At 55.5% G+C, this 21,581-nt stretch carries 18 protein-coding genes; 14 read left to right on the plus strand and 4 right to left on the minus strand.

What is annotated here, in order from left to right; translation table 11 throughout:
- Positions 1 to 129 precede the first annotated feature (129 nt).
- The 6 genes from Poly59_RS02190 (at position 130) to Poly59_RS02215 (ending at position 8,034) form a co-directional block, all read left to right on the plus strand.
- Entirely contained in the window at positions 130 to 1,731 is a 1,602-nt protein-coding gene (locus Poly59_RS02190) for a Ppx/GppA phosphatase family protein (protein ID WP_146532429.1), read from the plus strand.
- Positions 1,728 to 2,618: a DUF72 domain-containing protein gene (locus tag Poly59_RS02195; RefSeq protein ID WP_146532430.1), complete on the plus strand. Its 891-nt coding sequence runs from the start codon at positions 1,728 to 1,730 to the stop codon at positions 2,616 to 2,618. The genes Poly59_RS02190 and Poly59_RS02195 overlap by 4 nt, the downstream gene beginning before the upstream one ends.
- 42 nt (positions 2,619 to 2,660) lie before the next feature.
- Positions 2,661 to 3,944 (plus strand): protein-L-isoaspartate(D-aspartate) O-methyltransferase, encoded by a 1,284-nt coding sequence (locus tag Poly59_RS02200; RefSeq protein WP_146532431.1) that lies wholly within the window; start codon positions 2,661 to 2,663, stop codon positions 3,942 to 3,944.
- Positions 3,945 to 4,141: 197 nt separating this feature from the next.
- The gene (locus Poly59_RS02205; RefSeq protein ID WP_146532432.1) at positions 4,142 to 5,476 is read left to right on the plus strand and encodes a TIGR03000 domain-containing protein; all 1,335 of its coding nucleotides are present in this window, start codon (positions 4,142 to 4,144) and stop codon (positions 5,474 to 5,476) included.
- A 288-nt stretch (positions 5,477 to 5,764) separates the two neighbouring features.
- Positions 5,765 to 6,559 (plus strand): hypothetical protein, encoded by a 795-nt coding sequence (locus tag Poly59_RS02210; RefSeq protein WP_146532433.1) that lies wholly within the window; start codon positions 5,765 to 5,767, stop codon positions 6,557 to 6,559.
- Positions 6,556 to 8,034, plus strand: coding sequence for an HTTM domain-containing protein (locus Poly59_RS02215; protein WP_246151319.1), 1,479 nt, complete (start codon positions 6,556 to 6,558; stop codon positions 8,032 to 8,034). The genes Poly59_RS02210 and Poly59_RS02215 overlap by 4 nt, the downstream gene beginning before the upstream one ends.
- A gap of 118 nt (positions 8,035 to 8,152) precedes the next feature.
- On the opposite strand, the gene gpmI is transcribed toward Poly59_RS02215, so the two are convergent.
- The gene (gene gpmI / locus Poly59_RS02220) at positions 8,153 to 9,754 is read right to left on the minus strand and encodes a 2,3-bisphosphoglycerate-independent phosphoglycerate mutase (protein ID WP_146532434.1); all 1,602 of its coding nucleotides are present in this window, start codon (positions 9,752 to 9,754) and stop codon (positions 8,153 to 8,155) included.
- Between the two features lie 207 nt (positions 9,755 to 9,961).
- On the opposite strand from gpmI, the gene Poly59_RS02225 reads away from it, so the two are divergent.
- The 5 genes from Poly59_RS02225 to Poly59_RS02245 all read left to right on the plus strand — a co-directional run bounded on the left by Poly59_RS02225 (position 9,962) and on the right by Poly59_RS02245 (position 14,156).
- Positions 9,962 to 11,152 carry a glucose-6-phosphate isomerase gene (locus Poly59_RS02225; protein WP_146532435.1) on the plus strand — a complete coding sequence of 397 codons (1,191 nt, stop codon included), beginning with the start codon at positions 9,962 to 9,964 and terminating at the stop codon, positions 11,150 to 11,152.
- A gap of 34 nt (positions 11,153 to 11,186) precedes the next feature.
- Positions 11,187 to 11,984: a tryptophan synthase subunit alpha gene (gene trpA / locus Poly59_RS02230; RefSeq protein WP_146532436.1), complete on the plus strand. Its 798-nt coding sequence runs from the start codon at positions 11,187 to 11,189 to the stop codon at positions 11,982 to 11,984.
- Positions 11,985 to 12,060: 76 nt separating this feature from the next.
- The gene (locus Poly59_RS02235) at positions 12,061 to 12,828 is read left to right on the plus strand and encodes a carboxylesterase family protein (protein WP_146532437.1); all 768 of its coding nucleotides are present in this window, start codon (positions 12,061 to 12,063) and stop codon (positions 12,826 to 12,828) included.
- Between the two features lie 369 nt (positions 12,829 to 13,197).
- Positions 13,198 to 13,611, plus strand: a complete 414-nt coding sequence (locus Poly59_RS02240) for a hypothetical protein (protein WP_146532438.1) — start codon at positions 13,198 to 13,200, stop codon at positions 13,609 to 13,611.
- 134 nt (positions 13,612 to 13,745) lie between these two features.
- A complete protein-coding gene (locus Poly59_RS02245; protein ID WP_246151320.1) occupies positions 13,746 to 14,156 on the plus strand; it encodes a hypothetical protein in 411 nt (136 codons plus the stop codon).
- A gap of 18 nt (positions 14,157 to 14,174) precedes the next feature.
- Here the strand turns inward: Poly59_RS02245 and Poly59_RS02250 are convergent, their stop codons facing one another.
- Positions 14,175 to 14,831: a lysophospholipid acyltransferase family protein gene (locus tag Poly59_RS02250; RefSeq protein ID WP_146532439.1), complete on the minus strand. Its 657-nt coding sequence runs from the start codon at positions 14,829 to 14,831 to the stop codon at positions 14,175 to 14,177.
- Positions 14,831 to 15,805 carry a phosphatidate cytidylyltransferase gene (locus Poly59_RS02255; RefSeq protein WP_246151321.1) on the minus strand — a complete coding sequence of 325 codons (975 nt, stop codon included), beginning with the start codon at positions 15,803 to 15,805 and terminating at the stop codon, positions 14,831 to 14,833. Before Poly59_RS02255 ends, Poly59_RS02250 begins: the two co-directional genes overlap by 1 nt.
- Before the next feature lie 1,050 nt (positions 15,806 to 16,855).
- On the opposite strand from Poly59_RS02255, the gene Poly59_RS30575 reads away from it, so the two are divergent.
- The 3 genes from Poly59_RS30575 (at position 16,856) to Poly59_RS02270 (ending at position 19,224) form a co-directional block, all read left to right on the plus strand.
- Positions 16,856 to 17,263: a dual specificity protein phosphatase family protein gene (locus Poly59_RS30575; RefSeq protein ID WP_390621434.1), complete on the plus strand. Its 408-nt coding sequence runs from the start codon at positions 16,856 to 16,858 to the stop codon at positions 17,261 to 17,263.
- Between the two features lie 9 nt (positions 17,264 to 17,272).
- Positions 17,273 to 17,878 (plus strand): CDP-alcohol phosphatidyltransferase family protein, encoded by a 606-nt coding sequence (locus Poly59_RS02265; RefSeq protein ID WP_146532441.1) that lies wholly within the window; start codon positions 17,273 to 17,275, stop codon positions 17,876 to 17,878.
- A 632-nt stretch (positions 17,879 to 18,510) separates the two neighbouring features.
- The gene (locus Poly59_RS02270) at positions 18,511 to 19,224 is read left to right on the plus strand and encodes a hypothetical protein (protein WP_146532442.1); all 714 of its coding nucleotides are present in this window, start codon (positions 18,511 to 18,513) and stop codon (positions 19,222 to 19,224) included.
- Positions 19,225 to 19,608: 384 nt separating this feature from the next.
- Here the strand turns inward: Poly59_RS02270 and Poly59_RS02275 are convergent, their stop codons facing one another.
- Positions 19,609 to 21,477 carry a WD40 repeat domain-containing protein gene (locus Poly59_RS02275; protein ID WP_186775967.1) on the minus strand — a complete coding sequence of 623 codons (1,869 nt, stop codon included), beginning with the start codon at positions 21,475 to 21,477 and terminating at the stop codon, positions 19,609 to 19,611.
- Positions 21,478 to 21,581 lie beyond the last annotated feature (104 nt).

The following is a 21,581-nucleotide window of genomic DNA, read 5'->3' on the forward strand; positions in this document are numbered from 1 at the left end:
AGCTTACGGACGGCGAAACAGCCCGTTTTGCGATGCCGGCTCGACTGCCCGTCCTACCTGCCGAGGCCTTGGGGATGCAGGTATGATGAGGACGCTGGCGGTCTTTCCTGTCTCGAATTTCGCGTAAACATGTCCCAATCGATAGCTTCCCAAAATAGCGAGATCGCGAGTCCGGCGACCACCGATGGATCTCCTCGACCGGTCGCTGTGATCGATATCGGAGCCACCAGCATCCGAATGGCGATCGCCGAAATCCACCCCAACGGCGAAGTCCGAACGCTGGACACACTGGTTCAATCGGTTGAACTAGGCCGTGAAGCATTCGACACGCGACGACTTTCACGCCGCAGCATCGAAAAATCAGCGTCCGTGATGCGACGGTATAAGCGAGTTTTGCGAGAATACGGCATCACATCGCCCACCGATGTTCGCGTCGTCGCAACCTCGGCGGTCCGCGAAGCAGTCAACCGACTCGCGTTTTCCGACCGAATCTTTGTGGCGACCGGATTCAATGTCGAGTCAATCGACGAAGCCGAAGTCAACCGGATCACATACATGGGTGTGATGCCCCATCTGCGATCCAATCCTGAGTTAGCCGACGGCAAATCAATCGTGGTCGAAGTCGGTGGCGGCAACACGGAAATGCTGATTGTTCGCGGTGGCAATGTGCTGCACAGTCAATCGTATCGGTTGGGTTCGCTGCGGTTACTTAGAACACTTGAAGGTGTGCGTGCCAGTATCGCGCGGCGGCGTTCGATGTTGGAAAGCCATATCCGCCGGACCGTTCTGCAGATCACCGATGCAGTCAAAAACGACACCTCAATTCATCTGGTCGCACTGGGCGGCGACATGCGTTTCGCGGGCCATCAATTGCTAGACGACTGGGACGGCAATGGGCTAGCCAAAGTGCCGATGGGCAAGCTTGAAAAGCTGACCGAAAAACTTCTAACGCTCAACGAAGAGTCGATCGTCAAACGGTACAATGCCAATTTTATCGAAGCCGAATTAGTTGGCCCGGCGCTTCTGTCCTACACTTTGCTCGCCAAACATTTTGAACTTCCGTACGTTTACGTTTGCGACACAAACTTACGTGACGGGTTGCTTCACGACATGGCGGTCGGCGGCACGTGGACGGCTGATTTCCGCAACCAAACCGTGCGATCTGCAATCTCGCTAGGCCGCAAGTTTGATTTCGATGAAACCCATGCGCGCAACGTCGCCGAACTTTCACGGAAACTGTTCGACCAGCTGCAAGAAGAACACGGTCTGGACAGCCGACATGAAGTGCTGCTGTTCGTGGCAGCATTGCTTCACGAAATTGGAATGATGATCAATGTGCGCAGCAACCATAAGCACGCGCTCTACTTGATCCGGTACAGCGATCTGTTTGGGTTATCGCGCGACGAGTTATTATTGGTTGGATTGGTCGCTCGTTATCATCGTCGCGCAAATCCACAGCCCTCACACGAAGCTTACGGGACGCTGCCTCAACATTCGCGAGTCGTTGTTTCAAAGCTGGCGGCGATCCTTCGACTGGCGATCTCGCTTGACGATACTCGCAGCGGCCGAGTTCGCGAAATCCAATGCGTCATTGAAGCAAAACGACTGGTAATCAGCGTTCCCGGGCTGGATGACGTTTCACTGGAACAAATCGCGATGCGAGAAAACTCGGGACTGTTCCGCGACATCTTTGGATTGCCCGTGATGCTGCGAGCCGGAAGGTTGGAATGAGTCGGCCCGAGTCCGATTTGCCGTTCTTTTTAGGGTGCCCCGTCTGGAACTGTCCCCATTGGGCAGGGCAGATATACCCGCCGCGAACACCACGATCCGATTGGCTGAACTGGTACACGCGGACCTTCAATACGGTCGAAGGGAACAGCACATTCTACGCACTGCCAACGATCGAGACGTCTAAGCGTTGGGCCGACGAAGCCGCAAACGGTTTTCGTTTTTCATTCAAATTTCCACGCACCGTTTCGCACGAATTGGCGCTCCACAAAACCGATCGTGAAGCGGCTGCTTTCTTCGATTGCCTGCGGCCGTTGGCGGACGCGGATCGGCTGGGGCCAACCTTCTTACAACTCGGGCCCTCTTTTGGGCCCGATCGGTTCGACGTGCTGGAACGCTTCCTGCGTCGGTTACCGACCGAGTGGTCATGGGCGTTGGAACTGCGCCACGCCGATTGGTTTGATGAATCCGTTCATGAACGTCGCGTCGATGATTTGCTCCGCTCGATGCAGATCGACAAGGTCTTGTTTGATAGCCGACCGCTCTATCAATCACCTCCCGACGATCACATCGAAGCGGTCTCGCAAACTCGCAAACCGAGGACGCCGATTCGTCAAACCGTGACGGGACGTTCGCCGATGCTGCGGATCGTCGGACGAAATCGCCCCGCGATGGCGGACGCCTTCTTTGATGAGTGGGCGCCAACGGTTGCACAATGGATACGCGATGGGCTTTGTCCGTATGTGTTCACGCATGCCCCCGACGATACGCGAGCCCCCGAGCTCGCCCGTCGTTTCGCAGCTAGGATGGCGATCGAGATGCCAGAGTTAACCTTTGACATTGCGTCGCCTCCGATGCCCCCCCGTCAAATGTCATTACTGGATGAATGATGCGTTTGCCATCAAACTCGTGCGAATCGATCCAAGGTCATTATGAAGTTCCTAGCAATCAGTCAGAAGGTGTTGATCATGACCGGAATCATTCTGCCAGGCCTCATTTTGCCTGGCGACGCATCGGCCGCTGATCCGTACGCGGCGGTTCGAAACAAATTGGTCGATCAACGAATCGCCAACGCCGGTGTGACGAACTCGAGAGTGCTCGATTCGATACGATCAACTCCTCGGCACGAATTTGTGCCTAGCAGCCAACTGCCGCGAGCGTATTTCGATATGGCGCTTCCAATCGGCAGTTCGCAAACGATCAGCAGCCCGTTCATCGTCGCGTCAATGACCGAGGCGCTTGATCCACAGCCCACCGACAAAGTGCTCGAGATTGGAACCGGCAGCGGTTACCAAGCCGCCGTGCTGAGCCCGCTTGTCGAACACGTCTATTCGATCGAGATCGTGGACGAACTTGGACGGCAAGCCGAACGGACGTTGACTAGGTTGGGTTATCCGAACGTGTCTACTCGCATCGGTGACGGATTTCTAGGCTGGCCCGATGCGTCGCCCTTCGACAAAATCATCGTCACGTGCAGCCCTGAATCAGTGCCCAAACCTTTGGTCGAACAACTGCGCGAAGGCGGACAAATGATCATTCCCGTCGGCGAACGTTACCAACAAACGCTGTATCGCATGACCAAAACGGGTGGGGAACTCGTTCGCGAACCACTGCAGCCGACCCTCTTTGTTCCGATGACCGGCGCGGCAGAAGATAGCCGGCAACTGAAACCTGACCCGGCCCACCCGCAAGTCATCAACGGCAACTTCGAATTGGCGGCTGAGGGTGCCCAGAAAGATCTCGAAGACTACATCCCCGGCTGGTATTACGGCCGACAAGTTGCCCGCGTCGAGATGTCCGCGCCGGCAAATTCCCAGGTCAATTCACAAGCTGCTCCCGACAATGAAGGCGGAAAGGCGTTCGCTCGCTTCACCAACGAAACACCCGGCCTAAGTTCGCACCTGCTGCAGGGAATCGCGATCGACGGCCAAGAAGTCACCATGATTCGGTTGAGTGGAAGGTGCCGCACCGAAAATGTCGCGATTGGCCCAGCCAAAGAAGCCCTGCCGGCGGTCGCAATCAGTTTTTACGACAAATTACGGCAAGACCTAGGCACCTTTTCAATCGGCCCCTTCCGAGGATCCCGGTCCTGGCGCTCCAGCAGCCGGCTGGTCCGCGTGCCTCCGCAAACCAAGGAAGCGATTCTGCGGATCGGCTTGTTCGGCGCAACGGGCACCGCAGACTTTGACGATGTCCAGATCGAAAAGATCGACTAAGCCAAGAACCCAAACGACCAGGCCCTCGCAGGCACCCCACTCATCCGAAACCTCCCCAGCCCTAAAATCCGCCAAGGCAGCTTGCCTATAACATCCAGTTCGTTATCCTTTGATTCGGCACCGGTCTCGACCACGGGGGGGACGGAGTGCCCTGGCGTACCCCATCAATAAGAAACAGCAGGAGAATTGGTGCGAATATGAAGTGTTCACAAATTTTATCGGTCGCTGCGGCGGCCGCGATCACTCTCGGATCAACAACGGCGGTTGACGCTGGCGGATCCTGGGGCGGATCATCAGGCGGTGGGTACGCATCGTCTGGCGGCGGATCAGCAAGTTCGGGTGGAGGCCACATGGGCTTGTTCGCTCGCATCAAGGCCCGCCACGCATCCAATGGATCGTCCGGTGGATCTTCGGGCGGTTCGTCCGGTGGATCAGCGAGTTCCTACTCCGTTTCCTACTCGGGTTCCAGCAGCGGCGGATCATCCGGTGGAATCAGTGCTGGCTCGTCCGGTGGAATCAGCGCTGGCTCGTCCGGTGGCAGCAGCGGTGGCGGCCGCGTGGGACCGATTCGACGCCTGATCGCCAAACTGCATGCTCGCAAAGCAGCCCACAGCAGTGGATCATCGGGTGGATCGTCCGGCGGCGTGACATACGCAAGCTACTCGGGATCATCTTCTGGTGGATCATCGGGCGGCAGCAGCGGCGGCCAATCGTCGTACAGCGCCTATGCCAGCCCAGTCGTTCATTCAGTTTCGTTGGGCGAATCTGCATACGAGTCGTCGACGATCCAGTCGTCGTACGAATCGTACACTCCCATGAGTGAAACGATTATCGATAGCGGCAGCTACATGGGTGAGACAATCATCGACGGTGGCAGCACCTTTGATTCGGCTCCGATCGAAGGATCGTCGATCCAAAGTGCACCGATCAGCACCGACACGATCATCGATTCGGTTCGCTACGAATCGGCCAAGCCTGCGATTGAATCCGATTCGGCTGTCTTGACCGTTGCCGTTCCTGGTGATGCAGTCGTGACCGTCAACGGACATCCAACCAAAAGCGATGGAAACGTTCGCCAGTTCATGTCGCGTGGCTTGAAAGAAGGCTTCGTTTACACCTACGTCGTCAACGTGACCTACGAAGTCGCTGGCGAAGAGAAGACGGACACCAAGTCCGTCAAACTGCGTCCTGGTGACGCCGAAACGGTCGAGTTCGACATCCCAGAAACCGCAGCAGCGAACGAAAACGACATCGCAGCAGCTCAGCAAGATGTCATCACCGTCGTCAAGTTGCACGTGCCAGTCAACGCCGAAGTATCGTTGGCCGGAAACGCAACTAACGGCGAAGGCACGCTTCGAACGTTCCGCACGAAGCAACTGAAGGCTGGCGAACAGTGGACCAACTACACGGTCCGCGTCACCACCGAAGTTGCCGGCCAAAAGGTCAGCAAAGAACGAACTGTCAATGTTGAAGCCGGATCAACCACCGAGTTGACCTTCGACTTCAACGACGATTCCATCGCTAGTCGCTAAACAGTACAGCGAGACAAGTTCATCGATGAAGCCGCGTTCCTGCTAGGAACGCGGCTTTTTTCGTGGAAAATCGCAAGAACTCAAAGCCGAGAGAATTTAATCGATTGTGATGACGATTCGACCAGTAACTGTTTTTCTGACATTTCACAAGGATCGACACAGCGAGCAAGCATCCCGACTGTACAACGCAAAGCATCGAAGTACGCTGATGATGAGGGTCAGCGCCCCTGATCCATTCGGCCCGACCCGACTCATCCGACCCATCCGATTCGACCCATTCGATTCTCCATGACGCCTCGCCCGTCGATCGCTCTGACGCCCCGAAGTCGTTTCTTTCTGAGCGTACTTTTGATTGGGCACCTGTTAGCCATCTTTTTACCGCCGCTTTCATTCCAAGCTCGCGGGTCGCTCGGAATGTCGCCGATCATCGACTCGGCAATCGCGCCATTTCACGGATATAGCCAAGCGATTTACGCGGATCGCGGATACGCATTCTTTGCCCCCGACCCGGGCCCCAGCCACTTGTTCCAAGCGGCGATCACGTCGAAGGACGGCACTCGCATCGAGCGAATGTTCCCCAATCTTGACGACCAACGTCCTCGGTTGATGTACCACCGGCATTTCATGCTGGCCGAATTTCTGAACGAGATTTACTATCCGCCTGGGCCACCACCAGGCCTGGCCGAACTTGATCGTGAAGAAGCCGAAAACTGGGTCCTTAACCGAGCCCGCTACGAGCACATTCGCCAGTCGATAGTCGACCATCTGAAGAAACAGTACCCAGGCCAAGATGTCGCCATTCGGCGAATCGAACACTTGATCCCCGACCTGATCGGTTACCGCGAATCGCCCGTTCCAATCGACGATCCCGGATCCTATCGCGTGATGCTGGACACCCCAATTGAATTGCCAGGCCAAAACCAAGTCGGTGATTTGGTCGCGCCCAACCGGCCACCCGAAACGATTCCAGCACCAACAGGATCCGAACAAACAGACTCACTCGAGGACGACAAAGCGGAGAAAACAAACGAAGGGAAGTCTGACGACAAATCCGACGCGACCACGGACGAGGTAGCCTCGTGAATGATTCTTCGACTAGCGCCAAGACGCCAACATCCGAACACTTGTCGCCGCTCGGCACTTTGATTGCCGCTTCGAAGTCTTGGGCGACCAGCGTCATCACAGCCTGGGATCGCTTCTGGTTCACACCACGGTTGCCACACATGCTGGCAGTGCTGCGGATTTTCACCGGCATGATGCTGCTGTATTCGCACCTGGTTCTTGCCAGTGACCTGCTGTCCTTTGTTGGCAAAGATGCGTGGATCAATGACGTCGTGGCTCGCGGACTGCACGACGGCGCTTTCGGAAATTCAGATTGGGGGCGAACCTATGTTTGGTACCTGAACAACCCGCTGGTGATCTGGCTGCACCATGCGTTGACGATCGCCGTGACGGCTTGCTTTGCGGTCGGCCTGCTGACTCGGTTTACCGCGCCGATCGCTTGGCTACTGCAATTGATGCTGTTGCATCGGCTGACGGGCACCCTGTTCGGACTCGACCAAATCGTGACCTACTCGGTCATGTACTTGATGCTGTCGCCCTGCGGTAGTTGGCTTAGCGTCGACGCTTGGATCCGCGATCGGCTTGGCGATCGGGTTGAATCCGACCGCCGATTAGCGTGGCTGTTTCCACAACCAACGCCGTCGGTGGCTGCCAATATCGCCACCCGATTACTGCAACTGCACCTGTGCATTATCTATCTGTTTGGTGGACTGGCCAAGGCACGAGGCACCTCGTGGTGGGATGGCACGGCGATGTGGTATTCCGCTGGGAACTTCGAATACCAATCGCTAGACCTGACTTGGATCAGCAAGTTTCCGCGCATCGCTTCTTCGCTGTCTCACCTCACACTGTTTTGGGAAGTCACCTACGCCGCGCTCGTTTGGCCTCGCCTGACACGTCCGTTGGTGATCGCTACCGCCATCGCCGTCCACGGAGGCATCGCGATCTTTATGGGCATGATCACGTTCGGCAGCATGATGATTGCCGCCAATATGATCTTTGTCCAGCCAGAATTCTTGCTGCGTCTGATCGGTCGCCCGCTACGCGAAGACGTGTTGGAATCACGAGATAAAGAAAGTATCGCTGACGATCAGGAAGAATGGCACGACGCTGAAATCGACACCGACGACATGGCGTGGGACGACGACGACGACCTAGTCCTGGAAGTTGACAATTCCAGCAAATCATCGATCGGCCTGGGATCGTCTATCGGTGTGGACTACGGCAGCGCCGTGTCCGGGATCGATGACTCGAGCATTGGTACGGATCACCGTGAAAGTACTGCCAACACCGAGGCCAGTTTGGACGCGAAAGCGGCGAAACTGGATCGAACCGAAAAGAAACTTCGTGCGGCGGCGAAAAAGTTGCAGGACAAATCGCAACGAGTCAAAGGACTCGAAGCGAATTTCCGCGAACGTGTCAGACGTTTGAAAGAGCGAGAAGCCAAGATCAAGAAGCTGGTGGAACGTCGCCGAAAATCCAAGGGCGACGAATGATTTTGCACTCGTACTAGGACCCACGACGAATCACATCCGACAAACACGAATTTGATAGGGTCAAATTCGTGTCCGTTCGTATGATTCGCGGTCGATGCCGAAGCCAATTCCGGTCAGCTTACAGATCAACCAGCGATTCGCCGGTCATCTCATCAGGCTTGGGCAATCCCATCAACGCCAGCACAGTCGGCGCGATATCCGCCAAACGCCCACCTTCGTGAAGCTTCTTGCCTTCGAGGCCTGGCTCGACCACGATTAGCGGCACATCAAACGTGGTGTGAGCAGTATGCGGCCCGCCCGTTTCGGGATCGACCATTTGTTCACAGTTGCCGTGGTCGGCCGTCACAATCAGCGAACCGCCTTTGGCTAGCGTCGCATCGACGACCTTGCCGACGCAAGCGTCAACGGTCTCGACAGCTTTGATTGCCGCAGCCAACACACCGGTATGTCCGACCATGTCGCCGTTAGCAAAGTTAACGACGATCATATCAGCCTCGCCCTTTTCGATTTCCGCCAGGACCTTTGACGCGACTTCTTCCGCTGACATTTCAGGTTTTTGGTCGTACGTCGAAACGTCGCGAGGCGACTGTGCCATACCGCGATCTTCTTCCCCGAATGGTTCATCACGATAATCGTTGAAAAAGAACGTCACATGCGGATACTTTTCAGTCTCGGCACAGCGGAACTGATGCAGCCCAAGCGAACTGATGTACTCTCCCAAAATGTGAGGCATCTTGGCTGGCTTTTCAAAGATGACTTCGACCGGCAAACCGGTTTCGTAGCCCGCCATTGTGGCGAAATACAGGTTATCGATTTTGGCCCCGCGATCGAAACCACCGCCTTCGATCTTGGACCACGGGCCATCGTCGTAAACGAATGCTTTGGTCAATTCACGAGGCCGATCACCGCGGTAGTTCATGAAGATGACCGCATCGCCTGGTTTGATCAGCGACGGGCCGCTTGCGCTTTCGATGGTCGTCGCTTCGACAAACTCGTCACCGGTCACCGACTTAGTCGTGGGATTCTTGTAGTAGTGTTCAATCGCCTCGGCGGCCGATTTGGCCGTTCGACCAGACCCCTTGGTCAACAAGTCATAAGCTTTTTGAACGCGGTCCCAGCGGAAGTCACGGTCCATGGCAAAGAAGCGACCGATGACACTTGCCACATGGCCGGCACCGATTTCTTCGCACTTTTTTTCCAAGTCGCCGACGAACTTGACGCCGCTGGTCGGCGAAGTATCACGACCATCGGTGATCGCATGGATCGCCAAACCTTCGCGGCCAAGTCCAGCGTCTTTGGCGACTTGAATGAACGCATATGCATGCTGAACGTCGCTATGAACACGTCCGTCCGACATCAATCCGATCAAGTGCAACGTTCCGCCGCTTGCCTTGACGTGGTCGACGGCACCCTTGATGACCGAATTGGTGAAGAAAGCCCCGCTGCGGATCGCACGGGTGATCCGCATCACTTCTTGGTCGACAATTCGGCCAGCACCGATATTTTGGTGGCCTACCTCGCTGTTGCCCATCACGCCCGCCGGCAACCCGACGTCCTCGCCGGACGTTTTGACCAGCACGTTGGGGTACGTGCTCATCAGCCGGTCAGAAACAGGCGTCGAGGCTTGGACAATAGCGTTGGTGGCATCGGCATCACGGTTGGGGTTCTCGCCCCATCCATCACGAACGATCAAAACGACTGGTTTTCGGCGAATTTGCACTGTTATTTGCTCCTGGTTGCCCCGCCATTTTGTGACGGTATTTGACGTGAGGCTTTGACGGTGGGACGCGGGGACGGGTGTTTTAGGTTTAGGCTATCCGACTTCACCCGACTTCGGAACTCCCGCTACGTCACGGCGTCACGATGGATTAGGCTTGCGGTTCGCCGCTGAAAATCTTCCCGCCTGATCCCGCTTGAAATTCACCTGATGAGCCTCCTTCGATTCGACGCCACCGGAAGTATCAGTGCCGAATTTGGGATCACTCAGTCACAAATCGACTCGCTGTCCGGACCACTGATCGAACTTCGCGATCAGTTTGAACAATTCGACGAAACCAATTTTTTCCGGCGGCCAGAAAACCAGCACGCGGCCTATTTGGCAGATCGTGAAGCGTCCGAACTTGGAAAAATCTTCACCGTCGCTAATGGGCTGCACGATCATTTTGACGCCGTCGTTGTATTGGGATCCGACGAAGTCACGATCGGCGCTCGGGCGATGCGAGACGCCTGCTGCGATCCCTACCACAACGAGTTGACGCGTGCCGCCCGCGGCAGCAAGCCTCGGATGTACTTTGGCGGCGATCGATTCGACAACGACGCCACCGCGTCACTGATTCACCGCATGACCGAAGGCGGCTACGGCGACTCATTGGCCGAAACCCGCTGGGCAATCATCGCAATGGACCCAAGCGGCAATAACCCCGCGACGACCGTTGCTTTTGAACGTTTTCGGATGGCCTTGAAAGACTCACTGGGCGCGGACGTACGCAATTGGCTACCCCGGTTGGTGATCCCAGTCACAGCAGCGGAAGGCGAGCTAGCGAGGCAAGCTGATGAGATGGGATGCGAGGTCGTCTTCACGGACCCCCAAGAAGTATTCGGTCACGTCCTTTCCCCCTTTGGCTTGCTGCCCGCGGCGATGCTGGGACTCGATTGCATCAAGTTGCTCGAAGGAGCGGTGGCGATGAACGAACACTTCAACAGCGCCGACTATGCTGAAAACGTGGTCCTGCAGTCGATCGCGGTTGGGGAATTGATGGCCCAACATCGTGGCAATCCAGTCCGAGTACTTCAGCCGTGCACCCGCACTTTAGCGTCGGCCCAGCGCTGGCATGATCAACTGAGGAAGACGAACCACCTTGACGGCCAACATCACGGTAAAATGATCAATCACATCGCCGTCGACCATGATCGCCACGATCCAGTGGCGGTCGGCAATCAAACGATCCCCGGCCTTGCTGAATCGGCACAACACGTTACCAACGTGCGACTAGCTGCCCAGCAATGCCCGACGACAACCACTCACTTTCCAACGATCGACACTTACGTGCTCGGCCAATGGTTTCAAATGTCCATGATCGCCGCTGTGCTGGACGCGAAACTCAAAACACTGTCCTAAGACAATTTCTCTAACGCCTAACCTCTATTTCTCCATGTCCGCAGTCGACCAACTTTTCGTCAATCTCCGCAAGCAGGGCCGCAAGGCGTTGATGCCTTTCATCACCGCTGGTGATCCCGATATCGAAACCACAGCCGCGATCCTGCGAGCGGTTGGACCGGCAGGCGCGGACTTGTGCGAAGTCGGTGTCCCCTACAGTGACCCGATCGCCGATGGTCCCGTGATCCAAGCGTCGTACCAACGGGCGTTGGACAAGAAATTCAAGCTTGGCCAAATCTTTGACATGGGACAACAAATCGCGGGCGACATCCAAACGCCACTGGTGACGATGGTTAGCTACGCAATCATCTATCGAGTGGGGCTTGCCAAGTATGTCGACCAAGCCAAGGCAGCCGGATACGCCGGAGCGATCGTGCCAGATCTGTTGGTCGAAGAAGCAGCCGAACTTTCGAAGATCTGCAAGGCAGCCGACTTCAGCTTAATCCAACTGGTGACGCCGACCACGCCACGTGCACGGCAAGTCGCGATCGCAAATTCATCGTCGGGTTTTCTGTACTACGTATCAGTCACGGGCATCACCGGCGAACGAACCGCACTGCCAGATGACTTGGTCGACAACGTCGGTTGGCTGCGAGAGCAAACCGAATTGCCAATTTGCATTGGGTTTGGAATCAGCGGTCCCGAAACAGCGGCCAAACTGGCGCCCGTCGCCGACGGCTTAATCGTCGGATCCGCAATCGTCAAACGAATGGCAGCAGCACCGGACCAAGCAAGCGCCGTCACCGCTGTGGCTAATTTTGTCAAAGAACTGCGCACGGCGATTGACAACTAGTCCGTCGCCAGACAATTCATCGCATGCTTTTCAAACGGCCCCTCGCCGCGGTCACCGTAAAACGATTCGCACAGTCATGAAACTCTTACTCTCACTACTCGTAGCCTTGCTTGCGAGTCACGTAGGGAACCAGGATTCAGCGGCCCAGGGTTTCGCGAAGACCCCCTATCAAGATCTGATTCAGGGCAGGTTCATGCACGCGGAAGAGCCGCTGGCCGAGAACGGGCTTCCGCTTTGGATTCACGGCGACAAGAAAATCGCCACCGGCAGAAAACTTTACCCGTTGCTCGTCGTCCTTCACGGGCGGCGCAACAATGCCAAGCCAGGCGAAGAATTCACTCCCCAAGCGATCGCCAAACCGTGGACGACGGCAACAAAACAACAACAGAATCCATGCTTCGTGGTCCAGCCCTACTATCCGCCGAAGGGCGGCTGGGAAAAAATCCCTGAACAACTCGATGCTACCGTTGCTCACCTGATGAAGCATCTTCCGATCGACCCGCAGCGAGTCTACTTGATGGGGTTTTCAAACGGTGCACAGGGCACCTTTCAAACACTCGCTCGCGATCCCGATCGTTACGCCGCCGCCATCACCGTTTCAGGCCCGGTCGATCCCAAAAGTGTGGTCGGAAAAATCAAAGCTCCGATCCGAGGCTGGGTCGGTGAAAACGACCATGATCTGAATAAGAACAAACGTTGCATTGCTCTGGCAAAAGAACTGAAAGACTCCGGCGTCGACATCGAAATGGTCGTCGTGAAGGGCGCCGGCCACGCTTGCCACGGCGTACCGACGGGTGACCCCAAAGTACACCAGTGGCTGTTTTCACAGAAGCGAACCAAGTGAAATGTCAATGCGCGGCGTCTGCGGCTTTGAATTACTCGATCGACTCGTTGAATTGATTCACGAACAGGGCTAGCTGACTCGCCGAGCCAATTCAGCGGCGTGGCCGCGAAAAACCGAGCTCTCTGCAAGGCGTCGCGAGCCCACAAACGCCACAACCGGAACAACCGGAACAACCGGTTCTCTTACGCAGGCGATAACGCCTTTCTATCCGACAAAGCTTCCGAATTGGCTCAAGTTTGCCTAACCGACGTGCTAGGTTTTTTTGCAAGCCTATCTCAAGTCGGGCCTGTCGAGCTGCCGGGGGGCGGATTCGACGCTGAAGGGTCCGTTTTGCCAAACCAACATCCACCGCACGGGATTTTAAATAGCATGGCCGTTTCGAGCTCCACAACCGATCAGACTGCTTCGACTGAAGACAAAAATATCATCACTCTTGATCGCCGCGGCAAGGATCGACGTGACGCAAAAGCCGAAGCTGTTGATACCGGTGTGATCAAGAGTCCCCGTCGCAAACAACAACGTCGACGTCACATCGACCCGACCACCTGCGAACGAGACTACAGCGGCCAAGAAATCGAGTTCATGAAAGCCATGGACGATTACAAACGAGACTCGGGACGCATGTTCCCAACTTGCAGCGAAGTGCTGGAAGTCATCCGTAGCCTCGGCTACTGCCAACTGACCGACGACCAAGCTGACCAGCTTGGATTAGTTGCCGACCCCGCTTTCGAAGCGCAATCCAGTGAAGAATCGCTTGACGACGATTTCGACGACGAAGCCTAATCTGAATGTTCACCAGTCAGCGTAAACACTGACTATTGACACTGCACGAAATAGCGAACAGCCTGGACTCTTGTGGCGCGTATCAAAATCGCGACTAGGTTCCGGGCTGTTCTCGTTTTTAAAGGCAAGCGACTTTGCCAAACTTCATCCGAATCGCCGCTCGCACGATCGCCTATTCGTGGGCGTCGCCCAACACGATCTTGGGCATCACGATCGGATTGCTGTTAGGCGGCAGGTTTCAGTGTGTCGATGGAGTCATTGAAATTCATGGCCGAGGCGTCGCCAACGTACTGGGGCGACTGCTCGTGCCCGCGATGGCGATGACTCTCGGTCACGTCGTGCTCGGCCGTGATCCGATTTCCCTGAATGTCACTCGCAATCACGAACGCGTGCATGTCCGGCAATACGAGCGATGGGGAATCGCATTCGTACCAGCCTACTTGGCATGCTGGTTGGTGCTATCCCTTCGCGGCCGCGACGGGTATCGTGATAACCCGTTCGAGATCGAAGCATATGCGGTCGATAGTCTGACAACCACAAAGTAGTGACCACCATAAAACAGATCACCAGCTTTCAACAGGCAGCTCGGCCTTCAACTGCTGCATCGCGCCGGTCAACTGATCCATCAGCTCCTTCTTCCCGAGGCCCTGTTCCAGTGGCGTGCCCACAAACATGTCGCAAAAGAACGGGACAAGAATCGCTTCCCCCTTGGGCAGTGCCTTGCCCAGCCCATGCATGAACACCGGAGTGATCGGAACGTCTGGATGTCGCTTGGCCAAGTGAGCGATACCGCTTTGGAACTCCGTCATCTGTTCCGGCTCGCCGCGGCTCCCTTCGGGAAACAACAACACGATCGCGCCCGCACGCAGCGCCTCGGAAATCGGCTCGAGCGGATGCTTGCCGTCCTCGCGACGCGCCTTCGTGCGATCAATCGGAATGATGCCAACAATGCGAGTCGAAAACCAACGGCGCAGCGGGCGAGTTAAAAAATAGTCCGCTGCCGCAACCGGACGCACGCGGGCAAGCCGATGAAGCCCAAGCACGTTCATCAGCGCGAACGTATCCAAGTGGCTGTTGTGATTGGCAACGATGATCGCCGGCCCCGTCTCGGGCAACTGCGCAACGCGTCGGACGTTCGTGCCCAACACGATCATCATCAGCGGACGGACCACCAATGCAAAGAATGCATAACGCAGCGGTCGATTGACTGTATTTTCCATCAACCGTACATGTAGTAAACGAAGTGAAAGAATAACGGTGCCGTAAACACCAACGAATCAACTCGGTCAAGAACGCCGCCGTGACCGGGCAATGTCGCGCCAAAGTCTTTGATCTTCAAGTCTCGCTTGAGTGCCGACATACACAAATCGCCCGCAAAGCCAGCCAGTCCGATCACGACTCCCGCCGCCAACGAACTCGGCCGATCCATCAACGTCAATCGAGGCCCGACGATCGCCGCAACGACGACCGTGGTCGCCACACCGCCAACCAACCCAGCCCAAGTTTTGCCCGGGCTTACCAGCGGAGCGACCTTGGCACCGCCGATCGACTTGCCCCAAAGATACTGAAAAATATCGTTCAGTTCTGTCATCAGAATCAGAAACACCAACAGCCCTGGCCCAGGACTCGTCTCGGCAATCGCCGACGGAAACTCAGCCGCCACGCGAGCCGTTTCGCCAGGCGACACGACCAGCAAGAACGCGGCGTGTGACAGGCTGAACACGGTGATCATCAACGCCCAGTGCAACGAACCGGCCGCACGCAAGAATCCATCGGTTTGTCCGATCATCCACATTCTCGTAGGCAGCCAAACGAACATCATCACCGGAATGAACACGATGAACATGCCGTACCAACCGCGTGCGGCAAGCCAATATTGAATCGGGACGGAAAGATAAGCGTAAAACAGCACCCGCCGATCGGCGCGGCGTGTCGGCGTCATCGACAGGAATTCCTTGAGCGCCAAGAAACTGACGAACCCAAAGAAGCCGATCGCCGCGGTCGTCGACCACATCAACGACAACGAGAAAATTCCAACGATCGCCCACCACGTCCGTACGCGGCACCGCAGTTCGTGAAAATCACGATCCGGCTTCCATCGCTTCAACCCGATCGTAATCGCGCTGGACACCGCCAACGCCGAAAACAGGCAAAGGAGCGTTGTGCGAACTTCGGGAGCGAGGTGATTCATCATGGCGTTGTCTTTGTAAGAGTCTCAAAAGATAGAGCCTCCGACGGCAAAAATCTGCGCCGCGCTGCAAGATAGTCAGGCTCTTAACCTAGACACCGCCAATTTGGGCTTCACAGCAGCACGATTTGAAGACATCCGCCGATGAACCAAGACGAATCGCTCATCGACGACTCAATCTCTCCTGATCGCGTTTCGTTGACCGATGCCGCGAAAGTCGCGTTTGTGACGTCGGCTCTGTTCTTGGTGCTCTACGGTGGCGCGTCGTATGTGACCAGCCTCAAGACCGACGTCAGCACCTGGTACTACCAATGGGAACGGTGGATTCCCTTCGTACCAATCATGATCGTGCCCTACATGTCGATCGATCTGTTTTTTGTAGCGGCCCCGTTTCTGTGCCGCGACCGAAAAGAACTGAAAGTCTTGGCCCTTCGATTTTCAGCCGTCGTGATCGCCGCCGCCACCTGTTTTCTGTTATTCCCGCTGCAGTTGGCCGTGGAGCGCCCCATCGCGTCAGGATTCTTCGGCGACATCTACAACTGGTTCACCGCCATGGACCGGCCTTACAACCTGTGTCCGTCGATGCACATCGCACTTCGAACCGTGCTGGCCGTTCACTTTGATAAACACAGTCCCAACCGAATAACGCGAGTTGCTTCACACTTCTGGTTCTTTCTGATCGGCTGTTCGACCCTGCTCCTTTACCAGCACCATGTCATCGATGTGGTCGGCGGCTTTGTGTTGGCAGTTTTAGTGATGTACTTCATCGACGGCCGAACCTGGAAAACACCACACACAGGCGGACGCCGATTCGCGATTGGCTACGCGATACTGGCGATCGGATTTGCATTGCCCGTCATTTTTGTACCGTCTTTTAGTTGGTTGATGCTGTGGCCTGCGGTTGCCTGCGCGATCGTTGCGACGGGTTACGGATGGCTAGGACCGTCGGTGTATCGCCGCGAAGCGGGCCAGATCAGTTGGCCGGCAAAGCTAGTGCTCGGACCGGTGCTGGCGGCGCAGTGGTTGTCGTGGAAATACTACGCACGCCAGTCGGCGATGATCGACCATGTCGCTGATGGCGTTTGGATCGGTCGACATCTTGCCGAGGCCGAAGCCAGTAATATCGTCGGTAAAAAAGTGTCAGCCGTGATCGATGTATGCAATGCATTCGACGAACCAGCATCGCTTAATGGGATCACGCGACTCGAGCTCCCGATCCTGGACCTAACCGCGCCTTCGCAGTCGCAACTCGACCAAGCCGTCGACTTCATCTCGCAACACCATCACACCGGAGTGCTGGTACATTGCAAGGCAGGATACTCACGCAGCGTTGCCATCGTCGCCGCGTGGTTGATCCAAACCGAACGAACAACATCGGCCGACGAAGCGTTCGACATGATCCGAACGGCACGCCCGGCCGTTGTGATTCGTCCCGAGATACGCCGACTCTTTCAATCGAGCTGATCGACTATCATGCCCAGCGTCTACGACTTAAAACCCAAGTTTCAAAACCTACTACGGCCAATCTGCACACGCATGGCAACAGCCGGCGTGACAGCGAATCAGGTCACGATCGGCGCGGTCGCATTGTCGTTCATTGGCGGCGCATTGATCGCAGCCTATCCAGACAGATGGTGGGCACTGGCAGCGATGCCGATCCTCTTACTGGTCCGCATGGCACTCAACGCGATCGATGGCATGTTGGCTCGCGAATTTGGAATGAAAAGCCGCTTAGGCGCCGTACTGAATGAACTAGGCGACGTGATCAGCGACGTGGCGCTTTACCTGCCAATGGCACTAGTCCCAAACGTTCCGATGTGGGGCATCGTCGCCTTCGTGTTACAAGCCGTGATTATTGAATTCGCCGGAGTCATCGCCATCCAAATCGGCAGCCCCCGAGGCTACGCCGGTCCGATGGGAAAAAGCGACCGAGCGTTCTGGATGGGTACACTAGCAACGCTACTCGCACTCGACAGGATCAGCCCCGCCGGCACCACCATTTACTTGTCAGTCTTGACGCTGCTCGGCGTCGGTACGGTGATCCGACGAGCACGGATCGCACTGAATCAAGTTGCCTAACTGGGTGTCCGCCCAGACCAACGAAAACAACCAATTCATCGCGTTGAATCAAAACAGTGAAATTGTTGTCCGCTCGATCGTTAGCATTCCTAAATTTGTCTACCGTCCCCTGGAATGATCGCGGATTGGCTTCCAACGATTTTTCCTCGTGACAAACCGTCACAGCAGAAAACGGGAAAACCGTTTCTGCTGTTGACCGTCGATTCGCGGTCGCTCGACTTGTTGAGCCGCGGATATTCTCAGCAGATTCGCTCATCCGCGAGGCAACCGTTGCCCGTTTCGGTTCGCTTCCTCTACAAGACTCTCCGGCGTCCCAGCAGCACGTTTGCACATGCGTCCGAGCCGTTCCAACACATCGCACCAGCCGCAAACGTCCAACCCGATAAGTATCGCCAGCAGTGTGACTATGAAAATCGATCAGCCCATCATGGAGTGATTATTCGATAGCGAGGTTAAGTCGCGGGTTGGGCTTGGGCTCCGTTGCAAACGCTGCCATCGAGGCATTTGCAATGCTCAATTGCCCTTCAAAACCCTGACTTTGGTGACCGCACGCAAGGGGGTGGTTACAATCTCCGTCGTGAACGATTTCTACCTCCAATCACCGATGCCAAATGAATGTCACAAGAACAAACATGATTCGAGTTGCAATGCTGATCAGCTTCGCGGTGTTCCAAGAGGCCGCAGCGGCCGAATTGAACCACTTGCAACCGATTCTGGCGAAGCCGGGCAAGGTGGTACTGGATATGGATTTCGAAACCGACTTTGTTGTCGACAAGAACCATAAGTCCTTTGTCTGCGGCCAAGGAACTACCTGGAAAGCAAAGCAAGGGATGCTGGTCGGGACGGAGTCTTCGCCCGAATACCAAGCAAAGAAAAAGGCTCAAGGGAATGGGCATCTCGGAACGGCACCCCGACTGCAAATTCGAGACTCGCCGCGCGATGTGATCTTGAAGTACTCGTTCAAAATCGTCGGGGGCAAAGGAACCAAGCTGCTGCCGATGATCGAAGCGGGACACCATTTACGAAGAATCTATTTCGGTTCGGATGGCAGCCAAATTTTGGTCGATCACGAGAAGAAGGCGATCGCCAAAAGTGACTTCGTTCTACAGCAAGACCAGTGGTACCACGTCATGATCGAAATCAAAGGAGACGAATTCTTGGTCCGGTTCCAAGACGGCCCCACCATCTACGCAAGCGATCCAGGCGTCGGTGCCGACTTCGCCAATTACACGATTGGAATCACGGCGACGGACAAAGGTACGATTTACATCGACAATCTTGCGATGTGGGATGTTGCGGACATTCGTCCCAGCTGGGCATCAGTGAAAGCGAATCTCGCCCCGTAACCGCAGGGCAATTCGCCTCAATCTAACCTTTGCCCAATATCTCATCGACGATCCACTCCTCTTCCGATTTGGCGGCTACTTCCTAGTCAGAGTCGTTCGTTTTCGATTGATCTTTGATCACGACAATGGTCATCAAAAATGAGCGAAACAAGGGTCGAAACAAGGGGCCCGCGGCAATAATTGACTCTGATGCTTATTTCGGTTGCGTGTGCTTCTTCCGCGAACGTCCAATCGACCGCATCGTGAACGACAGTCCGTAGCGTTCCGCAGTTTCGTCGACAGCAAGAACTACCCTCGTAAACTTTTCGTCACCACGGGTCGGAACCGCCATCCGGGAGATGGCATAAGCTAGAAACACTCACCCGCGATTTGGATGAGCCGTGATTATTTGACGCCATCGATCGACACAGAGCTTTTCCCGAGGCCGTTCTGAAACTTTTTGCTCAGGAACCGACGGGGTAATTGCATCGTTTGGAATAGATTGGCCGGAGGTTGTTCAAGTTGCTTGGCCGCCCGCTGTAAACCTCCAGCAATGTGATAGTTGAGATTCCCCGCTTGGTTGGCGGACCATAGCTCTTCGCCTCGATGGACGACGGTCACACGGGCTCCGAACGGACGGTAAGTGATCGATTCGGTTTTTCCAGTACCAAAATTGATGTAGTGATCGGTTCGCTCAGCTGCTCGGACCACTTCGGCTTTCAAGAGTGCTTCAGCACTGATGTCCTGACGATATCCGCTGGACTCAAGAGCCTTGGTTAAATTGGCTTTGAATGCATCCACATCGCCTCGGACATCATCTTTTATTTCGACTTCAATTCGAAGCGAATCCCCTGCTTGAATTGCAACCAAGGCATTTTGATCGACGGCAGCACTGAGTTGCGTCACATCTTGGTGTGGAATCCTAACGAATGACAACCAATCATCGTTGATTATCGGAATCCATCCACTTTCCGGCGCCCCCATCCATTCGTTGACATCCGCAGGAAGTTGATACTTCCAGACGAGCATATTTTTGCGCAGATCCATTAGATATCCGCCGGGTGTGACCAGCACCGCAGGGGCTGTCCACAGACTCTCGCCACCGAAGGGAGCCAGGTCAACGTTCGCCTGATGATCAAGAACAACCCTGCCGTCGTTGATTCGGGTAATCACCATACGGTTCTCGCCGTACACCGCAAGCATTTTTCCGTCGGGAGAAAAGCAAGGCTGCATCGTCTCTTTGCCGAGATTTGGAATGCTACCTGCGCAGCGTCCCGTGGATGCCTCAACAACAAACAGGCGTCCGTTGGCTGCGATTGCCAACCATCGACCTCCCTGCGAAACAGCGGGCTCAAAAAAGGCAGGCACAGGGCAATGCCAGCAAAGGCGACCATCGCGACCGTCAAAGACCCGAAGCGTGTTTTCGTAGACACACACGACGGAACCATCAGGCAACAAACGACGATAGTGGCAGTACAAAGGACGAACTTTTTGCTTGGGAAGCGACCACGCTGAGGCAACTCGGGGTTGTCCAGTCGACAGTCCCGTAATCACGCAGAGTCCCTTGTCGTGGTCGGTTTCGTCACGAATCAGGCCAAGTGCTACGCCATGCTGAGGTAAAGTATCGGCGATCCGCACGGTATGGTTTTTGATGCGGACGAGTCGATAATCAGACGGCCGGTCGGTCGAAACAAAGATGTCGGTCGAGTGGTCTGAGGCGACACTGTAAACCACCGTTCCCGTGGAGATGTCCAGGACGTAAGGCAGATCAGGATCAGCGTCAAAGGGCACCTTATTGATCCGCCGCTTGCCGGCTTGGAAACCACTCCAGTCAAGCACTGTCGGACTCGAAACATCGACCGATGGAAGTTGCTCATTGGTCAACGCGATCTCTTCCCCTTCGCCAGGTTCGGCAAGGGTCGGCATCGTAAGTTCAATCGGTTCCGACTTCGAAGCCGGAGGAACAGGCTTGAATACTGAATTCATCTCGGCCGGCGTCAGTCTAACGCAGGCTTCCCGTTTTACTTGGCGTCGGCTTTTCCGATCGTCGACGCTGACGTCGACAATCAGCAGTCTTCCGTTGGTCGTAGCTTGGATGACTGGTCCCTGGTAAGTGTTGCCCCGAAGTTCGAAACGAACGTAATCACCAACTTGAATCTCGTTGATTTCCGAATCTTGGGATTGAACTAACTGCGCGATCAGTGCAATCAACAGGCACGACAAAAGCAATCGTCGAATCAAAACACGAACGTCGCTTTCCGATTGAAGAATCATAAAATGTCGCATGGGTTCAAATGATGCGGTGAGATCTGCACGGTGGTCGTGAGCGTTGGTCACCGTCCGAATCCGAATGTAAAATTCTAACCAAATTTGAAATC

The sequence above is a fragment of the Rubripirellula reticaptiva genome, from assembly GCF_007860175.1.
Classification (GTDB): domain Bacteria; phylum Planctomycetota; class Planctomycetia; order Pirellulales; family Pirellulaceae; genus Rubripirellula; species Rubripirellula reticaptiva.

Coding starts and splice junctions, on each gene's coding strand:
- trpA (WP_146532436.1), top strand. CDS start 11,187: ATGTCCGCAGTCGACCAACTTTTCGTCAATCTCCGCAAGCAGGGCCGC.
- Poly59_RS02190 (WP_146532429.1), top strand. CDS start 130: ATGTCCCAATCGATAGCTTCCCAAAATAGCGAGATCGCGAGTCCGGCG.
- Poly59_RS02270 (WP_146532442.1), top strand. CDS start 18,511: ATGATTCGAGTTGCAATGCTGATCAGCTTCGCGGTGTTCCAAGAGGCC.
- Poly59_RS02205 (WP_146532432.1), top strand. CDS start 4,142: ATGAAGTGTTCACAAATTTTATCGGTCGCTGCGGCGGCCGCGATCACT.
- Poly59_RS02225 (WP_146532435.1), top strand. CDS start 9,962: ATGAGCCTCCTTCGATTCGACGCCACCGGAAGTATCAGTGCCGAATTT.
- Poly59_RS02275 (WP_186775967.1), bottom strand. CDS start 21,477: ATGATTCTTCAATCGGAAAGCGACGTTCGTGTTTTGATTCGACGATTG.
- Poly59_RS02200 (WP_146532431.1), top strand. CDS start 2,661: ATGAAGTTCCTAGCAATCAGTCAGAAGGTGTTGATCATGACCGGAATC.
- Poly59_RS02255 (WP_246151321.1), bottom strand. CDS start 15,805: ATGATGAATCACCTCGCTCCCGAAGTTCGCACAACGCTCCTTTGCCTG.
- Poly59_RS02250 (WP_146532439.1), bottom strand. CDS start 14,831: ATGGAAAATACAGTCAATCGACCGCTGCGTTATGCATTCTTTGCATTG.
- Poly59_RS30575 (WP_390621434.1), top strand. CDS start 16,856: ATGATCGACCATGTCGCTGATGGCGTTTGGATCGGTCGACATCTTGCC.
- Poly59_RS02240 (WP_146532438.1), top strand. CDS start 13,198: ATGGCCGTTTCGAGCTCCACAACCGATCAGACTGCTTCGACTGAAGAC.
- Poly59_RS02195 (WP_146532430.1), top strand. CDS start 1,728: ATGAGTCGGCCCGAGTCCGATTTGCCGTTCTTTTTAGGGTGCCCCGTC.
- Poly59_RS02265 (WP_146532441.1), top strand. CDS start 17,273: ATGCCCAGCGTCTACGACTTAAAACCCAAGTTTCAAAACCTACTACGG.
- Poly59_RS02235 (WP_146532437.1), top strand. CDS start 12,061: ATGAAACTCTTACTCTCACTACTCGTAGCCTTGCTTGCGAGTCACGTA.
- Poly59_RS02210 (WP_146532433.1), top strand. CDS start 5,765: ATGACGCCTCGCCCGTCGATCGCTCTGACGCCCCGAAGTCGTTTCTTT.